Here is an 18,976-nt window from a genome sequence, read left to right as displayed (position 1 = left end):
CGGCTCCTGCATGACGGAAGTCTTACATCCACGCGTGGGACATGCTTCAGCCGCGCGGCACTGCGTAACGTCCGGAGCATGCGCGTACTCGTCACTGGAGGAGCCGGGTTCATCGGCTCCCACATCGTCACCGCACTCAAGGCCCGCGGCCACGACCCCGTCGTCCTCGACGCCCTGCTGCCCGCCGCACACCCCGGTCCCCCTGCCCTGCCCGACACGGAGTTCGTCCGGGCCGACGTACGGGACGCCGACGCGGTCCGGGCCGCGCTGCGCGGGGTGGACGTCGTATGCCACCAGGCGTCGATGGTCGGCCTCGGCAAGGACTTCGCCGACGCCCCCGACTACGTCGGCTGCAACGACCTCGGAACGGCGGTGGTCCTGGCGGAGATGGCGGCCGCCGGGGTCCGCAGGCTCGTCCTCGCCGGGTCGATGGTGGTCTACGGAGAAGGCCGCTACACCTGCGAGCGGCACGGGACGGTGCGACCAGGGCCGCGCCGGATCGACGACCTGACGGCCGGGCGGTTCGAACCCCGCTGTCCCGACTGCGGGGCCGAGCTCGCGCCGGGGCTGGTCGGCGAGGACGCGCCGACGGATCCGCGCAACGTGTACGCCACGACGAAGCTGGCGCAGGAGCACCTGGCGGCGTCCTGGGCCCGGTGCGTGGAGGGTCGTGCAGTGTCGCTGCGATACCACAACGTGTACGGGCCGGGGATGCCGCGTGACACCCCGTACGCCGGGGTGGCCTCGTTCTTCCGGTCGGCCCTGGCCCGTGGCGAGGCTCCCCGGGTCTTCGAGGACGGCGCGCAGCGGCGGGACTTCGTCCACGTGAGGGACGTGGCCTCGGCGAACGTCGTGGCCCTGGAAGCCGTCAGGGGCGCGGCTGCCGGGACGCTGACCGCGTACAACACCGGCAGCGGGGAACCTCACACGGTCGGCGAGATGGCGTTGGCGCTCGCCTCGGCGTACGGGGGGCCCGCGCCGGTGGTGACCGGCGAGTTCCGGCTGGGCGACGTACGTCACGTCACCGCCGACTCCGCCCGCCTGCGCGACGAACTGAGCTGGCGTCCGGAGGTCGGCTTCGAGGACGGCATGGCCGAGTTCGCCCGGGCCGGTCAGCGGGCCTCGGCGGGCGCCGTCGGCTGAGGCCGCCCGGACAGCCACAGGCCGATGCAGCACGGGCCGGCCGACGAAGTCGTCGGCCGGCCCGTCGGTTCCTGTCGATGGGGGCAGGCCCGGCCCTTCCGGCCGGTCCGGACCGAGCGGCTTACGCCGGGGCCGGGAGGGTCAGTTCGAAGCGGCAGCCGCCGGGCACGTTGTGGACGTCGGCGTGCCCGGCGTGCGCCTCGACGATGCCCCGGACGATGGCCAGCCCCAGTCCCGCGCCCGAGGGTGGGGTGCGCGCCTGCGACCCCCGCCAGCCGGTGTCGAAGACGCGGGGCAGGTCCTCCTCCGGGATGCCGCCGCAGGCATCGGTGACGGAGAGTACCACCGCGTCGGCCCGGCGTTCGGCTGCAATCGCGACGGTGCCGTCGGCCGGGGTGTGGCGGATGGCGTTGACCAGCAGGTTCGACAGGACCCGGGTCATCTCCTTGCCGTCGACCTCCACCGGCAGCGGGTCGACTCCCCCTCCGGCCAGCCGCACCCCGTGGTGCTGGGCCAGGGCGTCGGCGCCTGCCAGAGCGTCGCCCACGAGGTCGTAGAGGGAGATCCGGGTCGGGCTGAGCGAGAGCGCGCCGGCATGGATGCGGGACAGCTCGAAAAGGTCGGTGACCATGGAGTTGAGGCGCTCCACCTCCGCGCGCATCTGCCGGTGGTAGCGGCCGGGATCGGCCACGACACCGTCCTCCAGCGCCTCCGACATCGCGCGCAGCCCGGCCAGCGGGGTCCGCAAGTCGTGTGAGATCCAGGCCACGAGCTCACGCCTGGAGGTCTCCAGGGCCCGCTCGCGTTCCCGAGAGGCAGCCAGTCGCTCGCTGGTGAGGGCCAGTTCACGACTCAGTGCCACGAGTTCGGCGGGGGCCTGCGTCACGGGAGCCGTGAAGGTCCCCTCCTCACCGAAGTTTCGTGCCGCAGTGAGCAGTTCCCGGCAGCGCAGGACGACCTGCCGGCCCAGCAGGAGTGCAGTGCCGAGCGACACGGCGGCGGCCATGGCGACGACGGTGGTCACCACGGTGAGGTCGTGGGAGGACAGGAACATGGCCCAGGGCGGCCCGCGACATCCTCGCCGCATCCCACCCCGATGGACGCGCGGTGGTCACTGGAGCCGAGATGTTCTCGACTCCAATCCGACCCACCCAGCCAGCCTGCGGCCCTGGACCACCGCCCGGGGCGGCCCCCATGCCCGTACGCGGCTCACCGCCGCATAGCGGATTCGGCGGCGGCCGGTTCAACGGCCAGCCGCTAATGCAACGGCACACGACGTGCTCGGCCTCGGCGGTGCCCAGGCGCAGGGCCGGCGGAAGCGACTCTTCCGGACTTCGCCGAGGAAGGGGGCAGCGCCGCAACTGCCAGGCAGACTGCTCTGCTAGCCGTGCCTTCTCGGAGCGCGGCCAGGGGCACGACCGCCTCGCGGACGACGGACAGGTACGCGGTCCAGTCTGCGATCGGTCCCGGTGAGGCCTACCTCCACCGAGCCCTCCGGCGAGACGAAACCGAGCTTGACGACCTGGCCCAATCGACCGTGCGGCCGCCGAACCGCCGCGCGGCTTGGTCTGGGTCGAGGGGGACGTGCCGGTCGAGCAGACCGGCCCCGTCGTCGGCTGCCGCCGCACCCGCCGCGTCGTCTCCCGCGACCTGCCCAGGACCAGACCGCCCGAAGGTCTCCGCCCTGAAAGGCCTACCGGATGGCCAACCCCGTGATCGACGGGAAGCGGGCCGACTCTGCCCGCCGCCGCGAGCGCGTCCTGAAGGCCATCGACGCCGCGGTGAAGTCCGGCGGGGACATCACCATCTCCGGCCTCGCCCCGCACGGCTCAAGTCGACCGGACATTCCTCTCTACCGCCATCCCAACCTGCTCGAACGCGTCCACGTCGCTGCCAGCGCACCCACGGGAGATGGGCGGATGGCGGCGGTGTGCCGGACGTCCAAACCAACCTCGCGAACGCGCTGGAGGCCAACAAGCGCCTTACCGCAAGGGTCCGGCAGCTAGAACGGCGCCTGTCGTGTCAGCTCGGCACAGGGTCTGCACCCGAACAGGGTTGCCGGCCATCGGTGTACCCGGGCTGCGCCCCACACTCGGCGTTCGGTGCGCATGACCTTCCTCGTAGCGTGGAGGCGGCTGCAAGGAGAAGTTGATGGTCACGGGCCGGAAGAGGCCTCTCATGTGGCGCGCATCCGGCTGGTTCAGTGTGCCCGCAAGCCGTGCGCCCGGAACTGGTCGCGAACGCGCTCGACCAGTGCGGCGTCCGGAACCGGATTGTCGCGGAGCGGGAAGGGGATGCCGAGCGAGTCGTACTTGTGGGTACCGAGTTTGTGGAAAGGCAGGACGTCGATGCGGTCGACGTTGTCCAGTTCCGCGAGGAAGCGGCCCAGACCATCGATGGCAGCCGGATCGTCGGTCCAGCCGGGGACCAGGACGTAGCGGATCCAGGTCGGGACGCCGAGACGGTTCAGCCGGGTGGCGAAGTTGAGGGTGGGTGCAAGGTGGCCGCCGGTCAGGCGCCGGTAGACGCCGGCGTCGAAGGACTTGATGTCGAGCAGGACCATGTCGGTATCGGCCAGGAGCGTGTCGTCGGCGCGAGTGCCGAGGGCGCCGGAGGTGTCCAGTGCGGTGTGCAGGCCGAGCTCCTTGCAGCGTCGGAACACCTCGGCGGTGAAGGCGGACTGGAGCAGAGGCTCGCCTCCGGTCAGCGTCACGCCTCCACCGGCCAGGGTGGTGAACTGCCGGTACCGCTCAATGCGCCCCACCACTTCGTCCACGGTGACCGGCTGCCCGTCGCGCATGTGCCAGGTGTCGGGGTTGGCGCAGTACAGGCAGCGCAGCTGACAGCCACTGAGGAAGAGAACGAACCGGGTGCCGGGCCCGTCCACGCCGGTGGACAGGTCCCAGGAGTGGATGCGGCCCGTGGTCATCGTGCACCGTGGAAGGTGCGGTTGATGACGTCGAGTTGCTGTTCGCGCGTGAGGCGGACGAAGTTGACGGCGTAGCCGGAGACGCGGATGGTCAGGTCGGGGTAGTTGTCCGGGTGTTCCATGGCGTCCTCGAGGGTGGCTCGGTCGAGGACGTTGACGTTCATGTGGAAACCGCCTGCGACGGTGTAGGCGTCGAGGATTCCGACGAGGTGTTCCGCACGTTCGGCCGGATCGTGCCCCAGGCCCTCCGGTGTGATGGTGGACGTCAGGGAGATGCCGTCGCGGGCCTGGTCATACGGGATCTTCGCGACCGACAGCGCCGATGCCGCCATCCCGTGTCGGTCACGTCCGCTCATCGGGTTTGCGCCCGGGGCGAACGGCGTACCCGCACGGCGGCCGTCGGGGGTGTTGCCGGTGTGCTTGCCGTAGACGACGTTGGAGGTGATGGTGAGCACCGACTGCGTGTGCTCGGCCCCCCGGTAGGCCGGGTGGCGGCGCACCTTGGCCATGAAGGAGCGGACCAGGTCGACCGCGATGCGGTCGGCGCGTTCGTCGTCGTTGCCGTAGGTCGGGTAGTCGCCTGCGACGTGGTAGTCGACGGCGAGCCCGGTGGCATCCCGAATGACTCTGACACGGGCGTGCTTGATGGCCGAGAGGCTGTCGGCCGCCACGGACAGCCCAGCGATGCCACAGGCCATCGTGCGGTGGACCGGGTGGTCGTGCAAGGCCATCTCGATGCGCTCGTAGGCGTACTTGTCGTGCATGTAGTGGATCACGTTGAGCGCGTTGACGTAGGTCGCGGCGAGCCAGTCCAGCGTGCGGTCGTACGCGTCGGCCACATCGGCGTAGTCGAGCTGCTCGCCGGTCAGCGGGGCCGTCGCCGGGGCGACCTGCTCGCCGTTCATCTCATCGCGGCCGCCGTTGATGGCGTACAGCAGCGCCTTGGCCAGATTCACACGGGCACCGAAGAATTGCATCTGCTTGCCCACCGCCATCGCGGAGACGCAGCAGGCGATCGCGGTGTCGTCGCCGGTGCGGGGGCGAAGGAGGTCGTCGGACTCGTACTGGATGGAGCTGGTGTCGATGGATGTCTGGGCGCAGAACTGCTTGAAGCCCGCCGGCAGTCGGGGGGACCACAGCACGGTCAGGTTGGGCTCGGGGGCGGGGCCGAGGTTGTACAGGGTCTGGAGAAGGCGGAAGGACGTGCGGGTGACCAGGGGGCGGCCGTCCTCTCCGATGCCGCCGATGGACTCGGTGACCCAGGTGGGGTCGCCGGAGAACAGCGCGTCGTACTCCGGTGTGCGCAGGAACCGCACGATCCGTAGCTTGATCACGAAGTCGTCGATGAGTTCCTGGGCTCGGCTCTCGTCGATTCTTCCTTCGTCGAGGTCACGCTGAAGGTAGACGTCCAGGAAGGTGGAGGTGCGGCCCAGGGACATCGCCGCGCCGTTCTGCTCCTTCACGGCGGCGAGGAAGCCGAGGTAAAGCCATTGGATGGCCTCGTGCGCGGTGGCTGCGGGACGGGACACGTCGCAGCCGTAGGAGACGGCCATCCGTTCCAGCTCGCCCAGTGCCCTGATCTGCTCGGCCAGTTCCTCGCGGTCGCGGATCACGTCGGCCGTGGACGGTGTCTCGTCCAGCCGGGTCCGCTCGGCTCGCTTGGCCTCGATCAGCCGGGTGGTTCCGTACAGCGCGACGCGGCGGTAGTCGCCGATGATGCGGCCTCGCCCGTAGGCGTCTGGCAGGCCGGTGATGATGCCGGCCCTGCGGGCACTCAGCATTTCGGGGGTGTAGGCGTCGAAGACGCCGTCGTTGTGGGTCTTGCGGTACGTGCCGAAGACCTTGGTGACGAACGGATCCGGTTCGAAGCCGTACGCGCGCAGCGCGTTGTCCACCATCCGCAGCCCGCCGTTGGGCATGATCGCCCGCTTCAGCGGCGCATCGGTCTGCAATCCGACGATCAGTTCCAGGTCGCGGTCGATGTAGCCGGGCGCGTGGGAGGTGATGGTGGACGGCAAGGCGGTGTCCACGTCGAGCACACCCTTGCGGCGCTCCTCCGGGAAGAGCGCGGTGACGGTCTTCCACACGGTGCGGGTGCGCTCCGTGGGACCGGCGAGGAATGCGGCATCGCCCCCGTAGGGCGTGTAGTTGGCCTGGATGAACGAACGGACATCGATGTGTCGCTGCCACTCATCGCCGGTGAAACCACGCCACGACCGGGTGACGAGGGGGCCGGGGTCGGCAGGGTGCTGGACGGTCACGGTCATGTCGTCATCTCCTGGGCCGGGACGGAGGCGAGGTGGGCGATCGCCCTTTCTCACTGCTGATGGTTCCCGTCGGCTGTGTCGCCGGCCAGGGTCGAAGAGGCAAGGCGGAGCCCGCTGACCGGCCCCGGTGAGCGGGGCGGAGAGGGCCTGTGGTCCCGTCGGGGCGAGGGACCATGGGCCCTCCCGCAGAGCGTCACGAGCCCAACCCGGCAGCCGCGGCGGGTACGGGTCCATGACGACGCGGCTCTACGCGCCCCCGGGCAGCACGGTGCGGGGGCTATGCGCTCGCGTCGGTGCCGTTCGCTTCCAGGGCTGCCCGGCCGGCCTCAAGGCGGGCGACCGGGACGCGGAAGGGCGAGCAGGAGACGTAGTCCAGGCCGGCCCCGTGAAAGAAGTGGACCGAAGCGGGGTCCCCTCCGTGTTCCCCGCACACACCGATCTTCAGGTCCGGGCGAGCTGCCCGGCCCTCCTCGACCGCGATCCGCACCAGCCGGCCGACGCCTTCACGGTCGATCGTCTCGAACGGGGAGACGGGGAAGACGCCCTTGTCGAGGTACGCGGAGAAGAACGCGGCTTCGACGTCGTCGCGGGAGAAGCCCCAGGTGGTCTGTGTCAGGTCGTTCGTGCCGAAGGAGAAGAACGCCGCCTCCTTCGCGATCCGGCCGGCGGTGAGAGCCGCCCTGGGCAGTTCGATCATGGTTCCGACCGGGCAGGTGACGTCGACGCCGGTCTCCAGCGAAACCTCTGCCAGGACCCGGTCCACTTCCTCCCGTACGAGGTGGAGCTCCTCGACCGCGTCCACCAGCGGGACCATGATCTCCGCCCGAGGGTCGCCGCCCGCATGCCTGCGCACCACGACTGCCTCGGCCAGGGCCCGTACCTGCATGGCCACCAGCCCCGGCACCACCAGCCCCAGGCGCACGCCGCGCAGGCCGAGCATCGGGTTCTCCTCGTGCATGCGTGTGACGGCCGCCAGGAGTTCGCTGTCGTGCGGATCGGCCGGTGTGCCGAGCGCTTCGCCGCGTGCGAGACGGACGGCGAGTTCCGTGCGGTCCGGCAGGAACTCGTGAAGTGGCGGGTCGAGCAACCGGACGGTGACCGGCAGGCCGTCCATCGCTTCGAGGATGCCGATGAAGTCCTGCCTCTGGAGCGGCAGCAGCGCCGCGAGTGCCGCCTCTCGTTCGGTGTCGCCGTGCGCGAGGATCATCGCCTCGACCAGGGGGCGCCGGTCGCCGAGGAACATGTGCTCGGTACGGCACAGGCCGATCCCCTGGGCACCGAAGCGACGGGCGCGGGCCGCGTCCTCGGGGGTGTCCGCGTTCGCCCGGACCTCCAGGCCCCGCACGGCGTCCGCCTGCCGCATGAGCCGGTGCACATCACGCACCGGCTGCCGGGCCGTGCCGTCGGCCGGCAGCACGCCGCCCTCCTCGAAGTACCGCATGACGTCGGAGTCGACCAGGGGTACGGAGCCGAGGCGCACCACGCCTTCCGACCCGTCGACGGAGACGACCGTGCCTTCGGGGACCGTCACGCCACCGGCGCTGAAGCGCCGATGCCGGGTGTCCACGACGATGCCCTCCGCCCCGCACACGCACACCTTGCCCATGCCGCGCGCGACGACCGCGGCGTGGCTGGTCTTCCCGCCCCGGCTGGTGAGCACCGCCTGGGCGGCGACCATGCCCGGCAGGTCGTCGGGCGTCGTCTCCTGACGTACGAGAACGACCTTCTCGCCGGCGGCCGCCCTGCGGACCGCTTCCGCGGAGTCGAACACGACAGCGCCCACGGCCGCTCCCGGTGAGGCGGGCACGCCCCGCGCGATGACCTCGCTCGAGTCCGTGGTGGCGAAGCGGGGGAACATCAGCCGTGCGAGCGCCTCGCCGCCGACCCGGCCCAGCGCCTCCCGCTCGCTGATCAGTCCTTCGTCGGCGAGCTGGGAGGCGATGGCGAAGGCGGCCTGGGCCGTGCGCTTGCCGACGCGGGTCTGGAGCATCCACAGTGTGCCGCGCTCGATGGTGAACTCGATGTCGCACAGATCGCGGTAGTGGGCCTCCAACCGGTCCATGTAGCCGCGCAGTCGCGCGAACGACGCAGGGTCGAGACCGGCCAGGTCCTGGAGGGGCACGGTGTTGCGGATGCCGGCGACGACGTCTTCCCCCTGGGCGTTGGGCAGGTAGTCGCCGTAGACGCCCGGTCGGCCGGTTGCCGGATCCCGGGTGAAGGCGACGCCGCTGCCTGAGTCCGGACCGAGATTGCCGAAGACCATGGTCTGGATGTTGACCGCGGTGCCCAGATCGTCCGCGATGTGCTCGCGCCGGCGGTACAGACGTGCGCGCTCACCGTTCCAAGAGGTGAAGACGGCGAGTACCGCCCGCCGGAGTTGCTCGGCCGGATCCTGCGGGAATTCCTCCCCGGTCCGCTCGTGGATCAGGTCCTTGAAGGTCTCGACGATTCGGATGAGGTCGCAGGTGTCCAACTGCGTGTCGTCGCCCAGGCTGTGTTGCTGCTTGACGGCGGCGAGCGCCGCTTCGAAGTGGGAGCCGTCGACGCCCATGACCGTACTGCCGAACATCTGCACGAGGCGCCGGTAGGAGTCCCAGGCGAAGCGTTCGCGCTCGGGGGTCTTGGCCAGGCCCAGGACCGAGAGATCGTTCAGCCCGATGTCGAGGATGGTCTCCATCATGCCCGGCATCGAGAACCTCGCCCCCGAGCGGACGGAGAGCAGGAGCGGGTCGTCCACCTGGCCGAGCCGCTTCCCGGCGGCTCGTTCCAGCGCCGCGAGATGCTCGCTGATCTGCCGGTCGAGGCCGTCCGGAGCCTGCCCCGTGGCGAGGAAGATCCGGCAGGCTTCGGTGGTGACGGTGAAGCCGGGCGGCACGGGCAGGCCCATGCGCGCCATCTCCGCGAGGTTCGCTCCCTTGCCTCCCAGGAGACCGGCCATGTCCCGGCCGCCCTCGGAGAAGTCGTACACATAGGTGGTCATGGCTGCTCGCCTGTCTCTTCGGTGGATGTCGGGTCCCGGGAAGCGGGGCGGCATGCCGCACGGTAGCGGCCGGTTCGGTCGGTCAGTCGTGCGGCACGACCGTGACGGGAGCCAGGGAGTGGTGGATGACGGCGTGGGTGACGGCCCCGATGTGCGTGCCGATCCGCGCACGCCGGTTCCGGCGACCCACCACGACCAGCCGGGCCCCTCGCGAGGCTTCCGCGAGGTCCTGCGCCGGCCGGCCCTGGCGGCATTCACGGACGACGGAAACACCGGGGTACTTCTCCGTCCACGGGGCCAGCGCCTCGTCGAGCGCCCGGCGCGCGTCCTGCGCGACTTCCGCCCACATCAGTTGCAGGGCGGCGCCCATGTCGGCTCCGTAGAGCGACGGAACGGCCCAGGTGTGCAGTACCCGCAGACCGCAGCCGTACCGGTCGGCCGCCGCGAAGCCGAAGGCGAGCACCTCGTCGCCGGGTGCGGACACGTCCAGGCCGACCACGACCTCTCCGGCCGGCGCGTCCTTCCCGGCAGCCGGACGGTTGTGCGGTCGAACCAAGGCGAGGGAGCACCGGGTCCGGGCGAGCACAGCCAGCGACACGGACCCGGCGAGGAAGCCGGCCAGCCCGCCCAGGCCACGGGAGCCGAGCACCAACAGCTCCGCCTCGTCCCCGGCGGCACACAGCTCCTCCACCGGGTCACCGCAGACCCATTGCGTCTCGGTCCGCAGACCCGGGTGGCGTCGGCGCAGTCGCCTCCCCGCCGTACCGAGCGCCCGCTCACCCCACGCCTGAGCGGTCGCCGGGGCCACCAGGCGCGTACGCGGATCGTCGTCCTTGTTCCAGACCTGGAGAATCCGGAGGGGCGCCGCTCGGCGCACTGCCTCCCCGGCAGCCCAGTCCACGGCGGCGAGGCTCTCACGGGATCCGTCGAAGCCGACGGTGACGGTGACGGTGCGGGACATGAACGGCTCCTCGGGAGAACGGGGAAGGGCCTTGCATCTCCACAGTGGCCTGCCCACGACCCACCCGCCGAGGGGCCACAGGTCCCTGCTGCGGGTCCTGTAGGCCCCACACGACCGCACACCGCCGGGCGGTCGGTCGCCCATGCAGTTCCGGCACCACGCCCGCTGCCCCGTAGCTGTCGTGTCGCATGCCTGACGGCCCCGCCCCGCTTCGGGGACGGCCCCGGCCGGCCTCTCCGGCAGACATGCGGAAGCGGCCCGGCCCGACGTCCGAGAAGGACGCCGGGCCGGGCCGCTCAGCCGTTTCGCGGGCGCGTGAACCTGCGCTCAGATCCCGGCACAGCCGTTACACCTTGCCGAGCCGCCCGCTCTGGTCTCCCTGGGCGGCCAGAGCCTGCGTGGCGATGACGGCGGCCTGCACTCGCCGTTCGACGCCCAGTTTGGCGAGCAGCCGGGAGATGTTGTTCTTGACCGTCTTCTCCGCCAGGTAGAGCCGCTGACCGATCTCACGATTGGTCAGCCCTTCCCCGACAAGAGCGAGGATCTCACTCTCGCGCTCCGTCAGGCCGGGCAGACCCTGTGGAAGCTCCTCCTGCGGAGGTCCGCCGCGCAGCCGGGCCATCACCCGCGCCGTAGCGCCGGGGTCCAGCATGGACTGGCCGGAGGCGACCGTCCGCACGGCGTTCACCAGGTCGGTTCCGGTGATCTGCTTGAGCACGTATCCGGAAGCGCCGGCCATGATCGCGTCGAGCAGCGCCTCCTCGTCGTCGAACGACGTCAGCATCAGGCAGGCGAGGTCGGGCATGCGGGAGCGCAGCTCCCGGCAGACACTCACGCCGTCCCCGTCCGGCAGGCGCACATCCAGGACGGCGACCTGCGGGCGCAGCGCGGGCACACGGACGAGCGCCTGCTCGACCGTGCCTGCCTCCCCCACCACGGTCAGGTCCGGCTCGGCGTCCAGCAGATCGTGCACACCGCGGCGCACGACCTCGTGATCGTCGAGGAGGAAGACCCTGACCGGTTCCTTCCCGGTGAGGCCGCCGCTGCTGTCCGTCATCGCACACTCCGAGTTCGCCGAATCGTCCGCCCGCCGGCGGATCCACTGCATCGTGCCGTGCGAGCGGGACCTTCGGCCAGGGCCGGATGGCCCTCATACGCGGCCGCGCCCCAGATGGCTGCCCTGGACCCCGGGTCCCACACGGTCTCGGCGGCCCGCCCGCAGAGGGGCCGCAGCCCTACGCGCGGTCAGAAGGAGGGAAGGGGCCGCGGCCCGGCATAGTAGGCCGCGCGCATGATGTCCTCCATGTCGTCCAGCATCGGCATGCGCGGGTTGGCCGGGGCGCACTGGTCCTCATAGGCGTTCAGTGCCTGCTGCGGCAGCGCGCCGATGAAGGCGGCCTCGTCAAGTCCCAGGGCGCGGAAGGACGGTTCGATGCACACGGCGTCCCGCAGGCGTTCCACCGCGGCGGCGTACGAGGCCACGCCCTCGGCGGGGGTGGATGCGGGGAGCCCGAGGGCACGGGCAATGTCCTGGAACCTCTCGGGCGCGCGGTAGCTCTCGTACTTGGGCCATCCCGTCAGCTTGCCGGGAACGGTGCCGTTGTAGCGGATCACGTGCGGCAGGAGGATCGCGTTGGTCCGCCCGTGGGCGATGTGGAAGGTGGCGCCCAGGGTGTGGGACATCGCGTGGACGATGCCGAGGAAGGCGTTGCCGAAGGCCATGCCGGCGATGGTGCCCGCGTTGTGCATCTTCTCCCGTGCCACGCTCCGCCGTGCCGCCTCGCCGGTGACCGCCGCCTCGAGGTGGTCGAAGACCAGCCTGATGGCGTGCAGCGCCAGACCGTCGGTGAAGTCGTTGGCGTAGACGGACACGTACGCCTCGGTGGCGTGGGTGAGGGCGTCGAAGCCACTGTCGGCGGCGAGCGACGCGGGCAGCTCGGCGGTCAGGACGGGATCGATGATCGCGACGCTGGGGGTCAGGGCGTAGTCAGCCAGCGGGTACTTCTTGCCGGTCGCAGGGTCGGAGATCACCGCGAAGGGGGTGACCTCGGCGCCGGTTCCCGAGGTGGTGGGGACGCAGACGAGGCGGGCCTGCTTGCCGAGCACGGGGAAGCGGAAGGCCCGCTTACGGATGTCGGAGAACTTCTGCCGCATGTCGGCGAAGTCGACGTCCGGCTGTTCGTACAGCAGCCACATCACCTTCGCCGCGTCCATGGGGGATCCGCCACCCAGGGCGATGATGGTGTCCGGCCGGAAGTCGCGCATGAGGGCGGCGCCACGCTGTACGGAGTCGATGCTCGGCTCCGGCTCGACGTCGTCGATGACCTGGATGGTCACGGGCTGCTGCCGCTGTTGCAGGACACGGCTGACGCGCTCCACGTAACCGAGACGGGTCATGGTCGCGTCGGTGACCACGGTGACGCGGTGAACGTCGGGCATCGCGGCGAGGTAGCGGATGGCCTGGGGCTCGAAGTAGATCTTCGGCGGCACCTTGAACCACTGCATGTTGTTCTGCCGGGTGGTGACGCGCTTGATGTTGAGCAGCTGGGCGGCCGAGACGTTGTCCGAGACCGAAGTACTGCCCCAGGAACCGCAGCCCAGGGTCAGGGACGGGACCAGACGGTTGTAGATGCCGCCGATCGCTCCCTGCGAGGACGGCGAGTTGACGATGATCCGTACGGTCTTCATACGGCGGCCGTAGCGCTCGGCCAGGGCCGGGTCCCCGGTGTGGATCACCGCGCTGTGTCCTTGCCCGTGGAAGTCGACCATGTCGGCCGCGAGATCGAAGCCCTCCTCGGTGGACGCTGCCCGCAGCACGGTGAGGACGGGGCAGAGCTTCTCCCGCGTCAGCGGCTCGTCGGGCCCGACGTGGCTCGCCTCGGCCAGGATGAGCGAGGTGCCCGCAGGTACGGTGAACCCGGCCTGCTCGGCGATCCGGTCGGGGCTCTGCCCGACGGCGGCCGGGTTGACGCGGCCCTGCCGGCCGGCCGGGTCGGGCGGAAAGAGGTAGGTCTCCAGCTTCCGCTTCTCCTCGGCCGTGGCGACGTACGCGTGCAGGCGCCGGAATTCGGCGAGCGCCTCGTCGTACACGTCGGTGTCCAGGATGACCGCCTGCTCGGACGCGCAGATCATGCCGTTGTCGAAGGACTTGGACAGGACGAGGTCGTTGACCGCCCGGCGCAGGTCCGCGCTGTGGTGCACGTAGGCTGGCACGTTGCCGGCGCCGACGCCTACGGCGGGCTTGCCGGCCGAGTAGGCGGCCTTGACCATGGCGTTGCCGCCGGTCGCCAGGATCAGCGCGACGCCTGGGTGTCGCATGAGGAGGCTCGTGGCCTCGATGGAGGGAGCCTCGATCCACTGAACGCAGTGCTCGGGCGCTCCGGCGGCGACGGCGGCGTCCCGCACGATGCGTGCGGCCTCGGTGCTGCATGCCTGCGCGGAGGGGTGGAAGGCGAATACGACGGGGTTGCGTGTCTTCAGCGCCAGCAACGCCTTGAAGATGGTGGTGGAGGTCGGGTTGGTGACGGGCGTGACCGCGCAGAGCACACCGACGGGTTCGGCGATCTCGATGATGCCCTCGATGTCGTCGCGGCCGATGACGCCGACCGTCCTCGCCCGGGACATGCTGTGGGTGACGTGTTCGCAGGCGAACATGTTCTTCGCCGCCTTGTCCTCGAAGACACCCCGCCCGGTCTCCTCCACCGCCGAGCGGGCCAGGGCGGTGTGCTGATCCAGGGCGGCCACCGACGCCTTGGCGACGATGTGGTCGACCTGCTCCTGCGTGAAGGACTCGAAGTCGGCGAGCGCCTTGGAGGCGTTGTCGACCAGGAGGTTCACGGCGATGAGCGTGTCCGACGGGGTGCCGTCGGTGGTGGTGCGGGGGTCGCTGGTCGCCTGTGTCATGGAAAGCTCCCTGGATGTGGGTGGCACTGTGGCCACACGTGGCCGGCCACCGGGGTGGCCACCCGTTCCGTTCCGTCCTGTCACCTACAGCCTTGCCCGGGACGCGTCCTCGGCTGAGGTCCCGAAGGTCCCTCAACGGGGCCCGATGGTCTCCGGCCGCTGTGGCAGCGCAGAGGCTTGCGCCACCACCACCTGGCCTTCCTTGCCTCTACGGCGCCCGCCGCCCGGGCTGCCGCCGGCTCACCGGGCGTCGAGCAACGTGGCGACGTACTGGGTCAGGTCGACGAGACGGTTGGTGTAGCCCCACTCGTTGTCGTACCAGCCGAAGACCTTGACCAGGTCGCCGTTGGCCTGAGTCAGCGGGGCGTCCACGATGCACGAGGCGGGGTCGCCGACGATGTCGCGCGAGACGATAGGGGCATCGCTCACCCTCAGGACGCCCTTCAGCGGTCCCTCGGCGGCTTCCCGGAAAGCGTCGTTGACGTCCTGTGCGGACACCTGCCGTGCCAGTACCAGGCTGAGGTCGGTCAGCGAGCCGTCCTCGACCGGCACGCGCACGGCGATGCCGTCCAGGGTGCCCGCGAGTTCGGGGAGCACCAGGCCAACGGCGCGGGCAGCGCCGGTGCTGGTCGGGATGATGTTCACCGCGGCCGTGCGGCCGCGGCGCAGGTCCTTGTGCGGGCCGTCGAGCACGACCTGGTCGTTGGTGTAGCCGTGGATGGTGGTCATCAGTCCCTTGACGATGCCGAAGCGCTCGCTGAGGACTTTCATCATGGGAGCCACGCAGTTGGTGGTGCAGGACGCGTTGGAGATCACGTGGTCGACGCGCGGGTCGTACGCGGACTCGTTGACGCCCATGACGATAGTGGCGTCGACGCCCTTGCCAGGGACGGACAGCAGCACCTTGCGTGCTCCTGCCGTCAGGTGCCGGCCCGCTTGCTCCTTGGTGCGGAAGCGTCCGGTGGCCTCGATGACGACGTCCACGCCGAGCGCGTCCCACCGGAGGTCGGCGGGGTCGCGCCGGGACGTGACCGCGATGCGGTGACCGTCCACCGTAATGGATTCGCCGTCGTGATCAACGGTGCGGTGGAGTCGGCCGTAGGTGGAGTCGTAGGTGAGCAGATGGGCCAGCGCAGCCGGGGAGGTGAGGTCGTTGACGGCCACCACCTCGATGGGGGTGCCGTTGCTCGTCTCCGCGCGTTCCATGACGCAGCGCAGGTAGTTCCGGCCGATGCGTCCGAAGCCGTTGATTCCGATGCGTACGGTCATCTCCGCCGCCCCTTCCCTTGGGTGCCGATGCGAGTGGTGCCAGCCTGGGGGGCATGTCGCGCCGCGGGCAGGGGTCGAACGGGGTGCACGCCAGGGCCGTTGGGCCCTCTCCCCCGGCGGGCCCCGCCCGGCCCGGCCTGTCACGGGCCGAACGGCCCGGCGTGCGGGTCCTGACCGGTTCTGTCCCCCCGGCCGTCCTCCGCCCCACTCTGGAAGCAACGGCAAGCATGAGGAGCAGACGAACCCGGGGCTTCCCGGCCCCCTGCGCGCTGAGCACAGCGGTCGGCGGGCAGTCAGAGGTCGGGGCGCCATCGGCGGTATCCGGAAACCTGCGAGACGAGTGGAGATGAGCACCGTGGTCGAAAAACGAACGGTGAGCCAAGTCATGACCAGCGAGGTGGTCCAGGCCCGCCCGGACACCTCCTTCGAAGAACTGGCTCGCCTGCTCATCGCCCATCGGATCGGCGGGCTGCCGGTGGTGGATGACGACGACAAGGTCATGGGCGTCATCTCCCGGAAAGACCTTGCCAGGCAACAGGGCTGTCTCGGCCGGCACGACTCCGGGTGGCATCGGATGGCGCTCACACCACGGCGACCGGCCGACGCCCACGCCGTCGCGGGACCCGCCCTGGCGGCAGGCGAGCTGATGACCAGCCCGGCTGTAACCGTGCATCCCGAACAGCGCGTCGCCGACGCCGCGCGCATCATGGAACGTCGCCACGTCGACCGGTTGCCGGTGGTGGACGAGGAAGACCGTCTGATCGGCATCACCACGCGACGTGATCTGCTGCGCGTCTTCCTGAGGACGGACGAGGAGATCCTCGCGGACGTCGCCGATGCCGTCTCCGGCCGGGCGCCGGCCGCCCACCGCATCGACGGGCTCCGCATCGACGTTCGCGACGGGATGGTCACCATGGTGGGGTCATCCGAACCTGCCCTCGATACATCGGCGTTGATCAGAGTCACGTGGCGCGTGGACGGTGTGGTGGGTGTGGTGAACCGGCTGACAACCGGCCGCGAAAGCGATCACTGACAACAGGGCGGGACACCACGGGCTGTTCCGTCGGCCGAGCGGCGGCGGTCACCGCGGCCGGTCGCGGCAACCCGGAGCCGCGGACCCGAGCCGTGCTGTCCGTCCGGCACGTCACGCGATATCAGGCCAGGGCTCGTCGACTTACCCGTCTCTGGGTCTGCAGGCCGAACGGCCTTGCCCGGCCGACCGGAAGTCCCGGTTTCTCGGGTGGTGTCGGTACCAGTGGCACCGTGGCGGGGTCCGGACGGCTCTGCCCGGGAGCGGCCGCCGGCAGACAGGCTGGAAGGGATCGAGGAGGAGTTCTCATGAGCGGTCTCAAGACCAGCCGGACAACCGACGTCCAGGTCCGCAACCGAAGGCAGGTGCCCGATGGCGCGGACGTGTACGCCCAGGGAAAGATGCTCGCGGTGATCGGCCACGTGCGCGGACCCGTGCTGACCGTGCGGGTGAAGCTCACGCAAGCCGTCAACACTTCGGCGAACCGCCCGGCCACGGCTCAGGCCGTGGTGGACGTCAACGGCCGGATGGTTCGCGCCCACGTGGCCGCGAACAGCATGTTCGAAGCGGTCGACCTCCTGCAGGAGCGCCTGGCTGCCCGGCTCACCCGGCCACGGCGGTATGCGGCGGGCGGCCCCCACCGCAACGGCACGCCCAGCCGGACATCGCGGGACGGCGCAGCGCACGACCACCGTCCGCACCGGCATCACGTTCCCGCCGAAGAGCGCCGGATCGTGCGGCACAAGTCCTTCAGCCTGGTCCACCAGACGCCTGAGGACGCCGTGATCGACCTGGAGGCCATGGACCACGACTTCTGGCTCTTCACGGACCTGGCCTCCGGGCGCGACAGCGTCGTCTACCGCGACGTCCGCACCGGGCGGCATCGCATGGCTTCGCTGGGACCTCTGGGTCAGGAACGGGAGGTCGACGGTCTGCTCGGCGTGAGCACGGTTCCCGTGCCGACGAGCAGTGTGACCGAGGCCGTTTCACGGTTGCACCTCACCGGGCTGCCCTTCGTCTTCTTCAACGACACGGCCACCGGCCGGGGCTGCGTCCTCTACCACCGCTACGACGGCCACTACGGGCTGATCACTCCGTCCCGGTAGCACGTTCCGGGCGACGCCGCGCGCCCGGCCGCCGGTCCCCGGACCAGTGCCGCAAACCACCCGAAGACCCCTCACCCGGAGGAATCATGTCACGTACCGTCATCGCCGCTGTGGACGGCTCGGCCGAGTCGCTGGCCGCTGCGGACTGGGCCGCCCACGAGGCACAGATACGCCGTCTGCCCCTGCACCTCCTGCACGTCTGGCAGGACTGGTCACGGGCCTTCGCCCACGCCCCGTTCACCGGCCTGGACACCACGCCCTGTGAGGGGGCGACCGCCGCTCAGCACTACGCCGAGCAGGTCACCCACGACGCGTCCGACCGGCTGCGGGCGGCGTACCCCGGCCTGGAGATCAGCGTCGAGCAGGTGCACGGCCGCCCCGCGAAGGTGTTGCTGTCCGCCGCAGAGAAGGCGGAAGTCCTGGTCGTGGGTTCACGAGGGCTGGGTGGCCTGGCCGGCTTCCTGACCGGATCGGTGTCCCTGCCCGTCATCGCGCACGCCGAGCGTCCGGTCGTCGCCGTACGGGCCGGGGAACGGGCCGAGTGTGAACCGCTCCCCGGGACGGGCGACCACGGGGACCCCAAGGGGCAGTGCCTCGACGTGGTGCTCGGCCTCGACCTCTCCAGGCCGTGCGACGAGCTGCTCGCGTACGCATTCGAAGCCGCCGCTGTCCGAGCGGCCACCCTGCGGGTCGTGCACGGCTGGAGCGTACCGGTGGTCGAGGGGTACGACCCTGCGGCGGCCGACCCCGGCCACGGCGTCGCGCTGGGACTGCGCCAGGCAAGTGCGCTCACCGACGTACTGCGGTCGTGGCGCGGCAAGTTCCCCCAGGTCGAGGTCAAGGAGCAGTGCCTGGTGGGACGGCCCGCGGGCCACCTCGTGGAAGCGTCGAAGGAAGCCTCGCTGCTGGTCGTCGGACGGCGCATACGCCGGGCGGCGGTCGGAGCACACATCGGCCCGGTCACCCACGCAGTGCTGCACCACGCCACGACGCCCGTGGCGGTCGTCCCTCATCTCTGATCGTCGCGAGCCTCACCGAGGACGGATACACCCCGGCTGCGGTCCCCCGACGGACGCCGTCGCCCCTTGACACCAGGAGCCCTCGTCGCGCAACTGCGCGACGAGGGCTCCTGGTGTGCTGCGACCGTCGGTGCGTTGCTTGTCGTACCAGGTGGAAAAGGCGGAAGCCACCGCGGCGAGGGGCGCGACGGGGCGATCGGTCCACGTCCACAGGCCGGCTGTCCGGGCATGAGGCCCCACCACCTTGAGCGACCACGGACACCATGCCCCGCAGGAGCTCACGGTCTCGGCTCAGAGGAGCGCCCAGGGCCCTGTTGGCGCCGTCCGGCGGAGCCCGCAGGTCCGCCTCGTGCTGGGCACACGACGGTG

The 18,976-nt window shown here is 70.5% G+C and carries 11 protein-coding genes and 1 pseudogene; 4 read left to right on the top strand and 8 right to left on the bottom strand.

Going from position 1 to position 18,976, the window contains the following annotated elements; translation table 11 throughout:
- Window positions 1-78 precede the first annotated feature (78 nt).
- On the top strand, window positions 79-1,143 hold the full coding sequence (locus tag DEJ51_RS30305; protein WP_150260768.1) for an NAD-dependent epimerase/dehydratase family protein: 1,065 nt from the start codon (window positions 79-81) through the stop codon (window positions 1,141-1,143).
- Window positions 1,144-1,264: 121 nt separating this feature from the next.
- Here the strand turns inward: DEJ51_RS30305 and DEJ51_RS30300 are convergent.
- The 8 genes and pseudogenes from DEJ51_RS30300 to gap form a co-directional block, all read right to left on the bottom strand.
- Window positions 1,265-2,206 (bottom strand): annotated as a pseudogene (locus tag DEJ51_RS30300) (sensor histidine kinase); the annotation flags it as partial.
- A 1,137-nt stretch (window positions 2,207-3,343) separates the two neighbouring features.
- A complete protein-coding gene (pflA, locus tag DEJ51_RS30295) occupies window positions 3,344-4,072 on the bottom strand; it encodes a pyruvate formate-lyase-activating protein (RefSeq protein ID WP_150260765.1) in 729 nt (242 codons plus the stop codon).
- Window positions 4,069-6,339: a formate C-acetyltransferase gene (pflB, locus tag DEJ51_RS30290; protein ID WP_053627952.1), complete on the bottom strand. Its 2,271-nt coding sequence runs from the start codon at window positions 6,337-6,339 to the stop codon at window positions 4,069-4,071. The genes pflA and pflB overlap by 4 nt, the downstream gene beginning before the upstream one ends.
- Before the next feature lie 277 nt (window positions 6,340-6,616).
- Window positions 6,617-9,319, bottom strand: coding sequence for a pyruvate, phosphate dikinase (ppdK, locus tag DEJ51_RS30285; protein WP_150260763.1), 2,703 nt, complete (start codon window positions 9,317-9,319; stop codon window positions 6,617-6,619).
- Between the two features lie 82 nt (window positions 9,320-9,401).
- Window positions 9,402-10,280 carry a universal stress protein gene (locus DEJ51_RS30280; protein ID WP_150260762.1) on the bottom strand — a complete coding sequence of 293 codons (879 nt, stop codon included), beginning with the start codon at window positions 10,278-10,280 and terminating at the stop codon, window positions 9,402-9,404.
- A gap of 346 nt (window positions 10,281-10,626) precedes the next feature.
- Window positions 10,627-11,337 (bottom strand): response regulator, encoded by a 711-nt coding sequence (locus DEJ51_RS30275; RefSeq protein ID WP_030648478.1) that lies wholly within the window; start codon window positions 11,335-11,337, stop codon window positions 10,627-10,629.
- A 188-nt stretch (window positions 11,338-11,525) separates the two neighbouring features.
- The gene (gene adhE, locus DEJ51_RS30270; RefSeq protein WP_053626421.1) at window positions 11,526-14,183 is read right to left on the bottom strand and encodes a bifunctional acetaldehyde-CoA/alcohol dehydrogenase; all 2,658 of its coding nucleotides are present in this window, start codon (window positions 14,181-14,183) and stop codon (window positions 11,526-11,528) included.
- A gap of 240 nt (window positions 14,184-14,423) precedes the next feature.
- Window positions 14,424-15,452 carry a type I glyceraldehyde-3-phosphate dehydrogenase gene (gene gap, locus DEJ51_RS30265; protein WP_030648484.1) on the bottom strand — a complete coding sequence of 343 codons (1,029 nt, stop codon included), beginning with the start codon at window positions 15,450-15,452 and terminating at the stop codon, window positions 14,424-14,426.
- Window positions 15,453-15,798: 346 nt separating this feature from the next.
- Here gap and DEJ51_RS30260 point away from each other — a divergent pair, with 346 nt between their 5' ends.
- The 3 genes from DEJ51_RS30260 (at window position 15,799) to DEJ51_RS30250 (ending at window position 18,607) form a co-directional block, all read left to right on the top strand.
- Window positions 15,799-16,485, top strand: coding sequence for a CBS domain-containing protein (locus tag DEJ51_RS30260; protein WP_051734353.1), 687 nt, complete (start codon window positions 15,799-15,801; stop codon window positions 16,483-16,485).
- A 305-nt stretch (window positions 16,486-16,790) separates the two neighbouring features.
- Window positions 16,791-17,588, top strand: a complete 798-nt coding sequence (locus DEJ51_RS30255) for a sigma 54 modulation/S30EA ribosomal C-terminal domain-containing protein (protein WP_150260760.1) — start codon at window positions 16,791-16,793, stop codon at window positions 17,586-17,588.
- Between the two features lie 86 nt (window positions 17,589-17,674).
- On the top strand, window positions 17,675-18,607 hold the full coding sequence (locus tag DEJ51_RS30250; RefSeq protein WP_053683396.1) for a universal stress protein: 933 nt from the start codon (window positions 17,675-17,677) through the stop codon (window positions 18,605-18,607).
- The last annotated feature ends 369 nt before the right edge of the window (window positions 18,608-18,976 follow it).

It is taken from the genome of Streptomyces venezuelae (assembly GCF_008642275.1).
In the GTDB taxonomy this organism is placed as follows: Bacteria; Actinomycetota; Actinomycetes; order Streptomycetales; family Streptomycetaceae; genus Streptomyces; species Streptomyces venezuelae_E.
This window is presented reverse-complemented; position numbering and strand designations above follow the sequence as displayed.

Coding starts and splice junctions, on each gene's coding strand:
- DEJ51_RS30255 (WP_150260760.1), top strand. CDS start 16,791: ATGAGCGGTCTCAAGACCAGCCGGACAACCGACGTCCAGGTCCGCAAC.
- DEJ51_RS30280 (WP_150260762.1), bottom strand. CDS start 10,280: ATGTCCCGCACCGTCACCGTCACCGTCGGCTTCGACGGATCCCGTGAG.
- DEJ51_RS30305 (WP_150260768.1), top strand. CDS start 79: ATGCGCGTACTCGTCACTGGAGGAGCCGGGTTCATCGGCTCCCACATC.
- DEJ51_RS30250 (WP_053683396.1), top strand. CDS start 17,675: ATGTCACGTACCGTCATCGCCGCTGTGGACGGCTCGGCCGAGTCGCTG.
- ppdK (WP_150260763.1), bottom strand. CDS start 9,319: ATGACCACCTATGTGTACGACTTCTCCGAGGGCGGCCGGGACATGGCC.
- pflA (WP_150260765.1), bottom strand. CDS start 4,072: ATGACCACGGGCCGCATCCACTCCTGGGACCTGTCCACCGGCGTGGAC.
- DEJ51_RS30275 (WP_030648478.1), bottom strand. CDS start 11,337: ATGACGGACAGCAGCGGCGGCCTCACCGGGAAGGAACCGGTCAGGGTC.
- pflB (WP_053627952.1), bottom strand. CDS start 6,339: ATGACCGTGACCGTCCAGCACCCTGCCGACCCCGGCCCCCTCGTCACC.
- gap (WP_030648484.1), bottom strand. CDS start 15,452: ATGACCGTACGCATCGGAATCAACGGCTTCGGACGCATCGGCCGGAAC.
- DEJ51_RS30260 (WP_051734353.1), top strand. CDS start 15,799: ATGAGCACCGTGGTCGAAAAACGAACGGTGAGCCAAGTCATGACCAGC.
- adhE (WP_053626421.1), bottom strand. CDS start 14,183: ATGACACAGGCGACCAGCGACCCCCGCACCACCACCGACGGCACCCCG.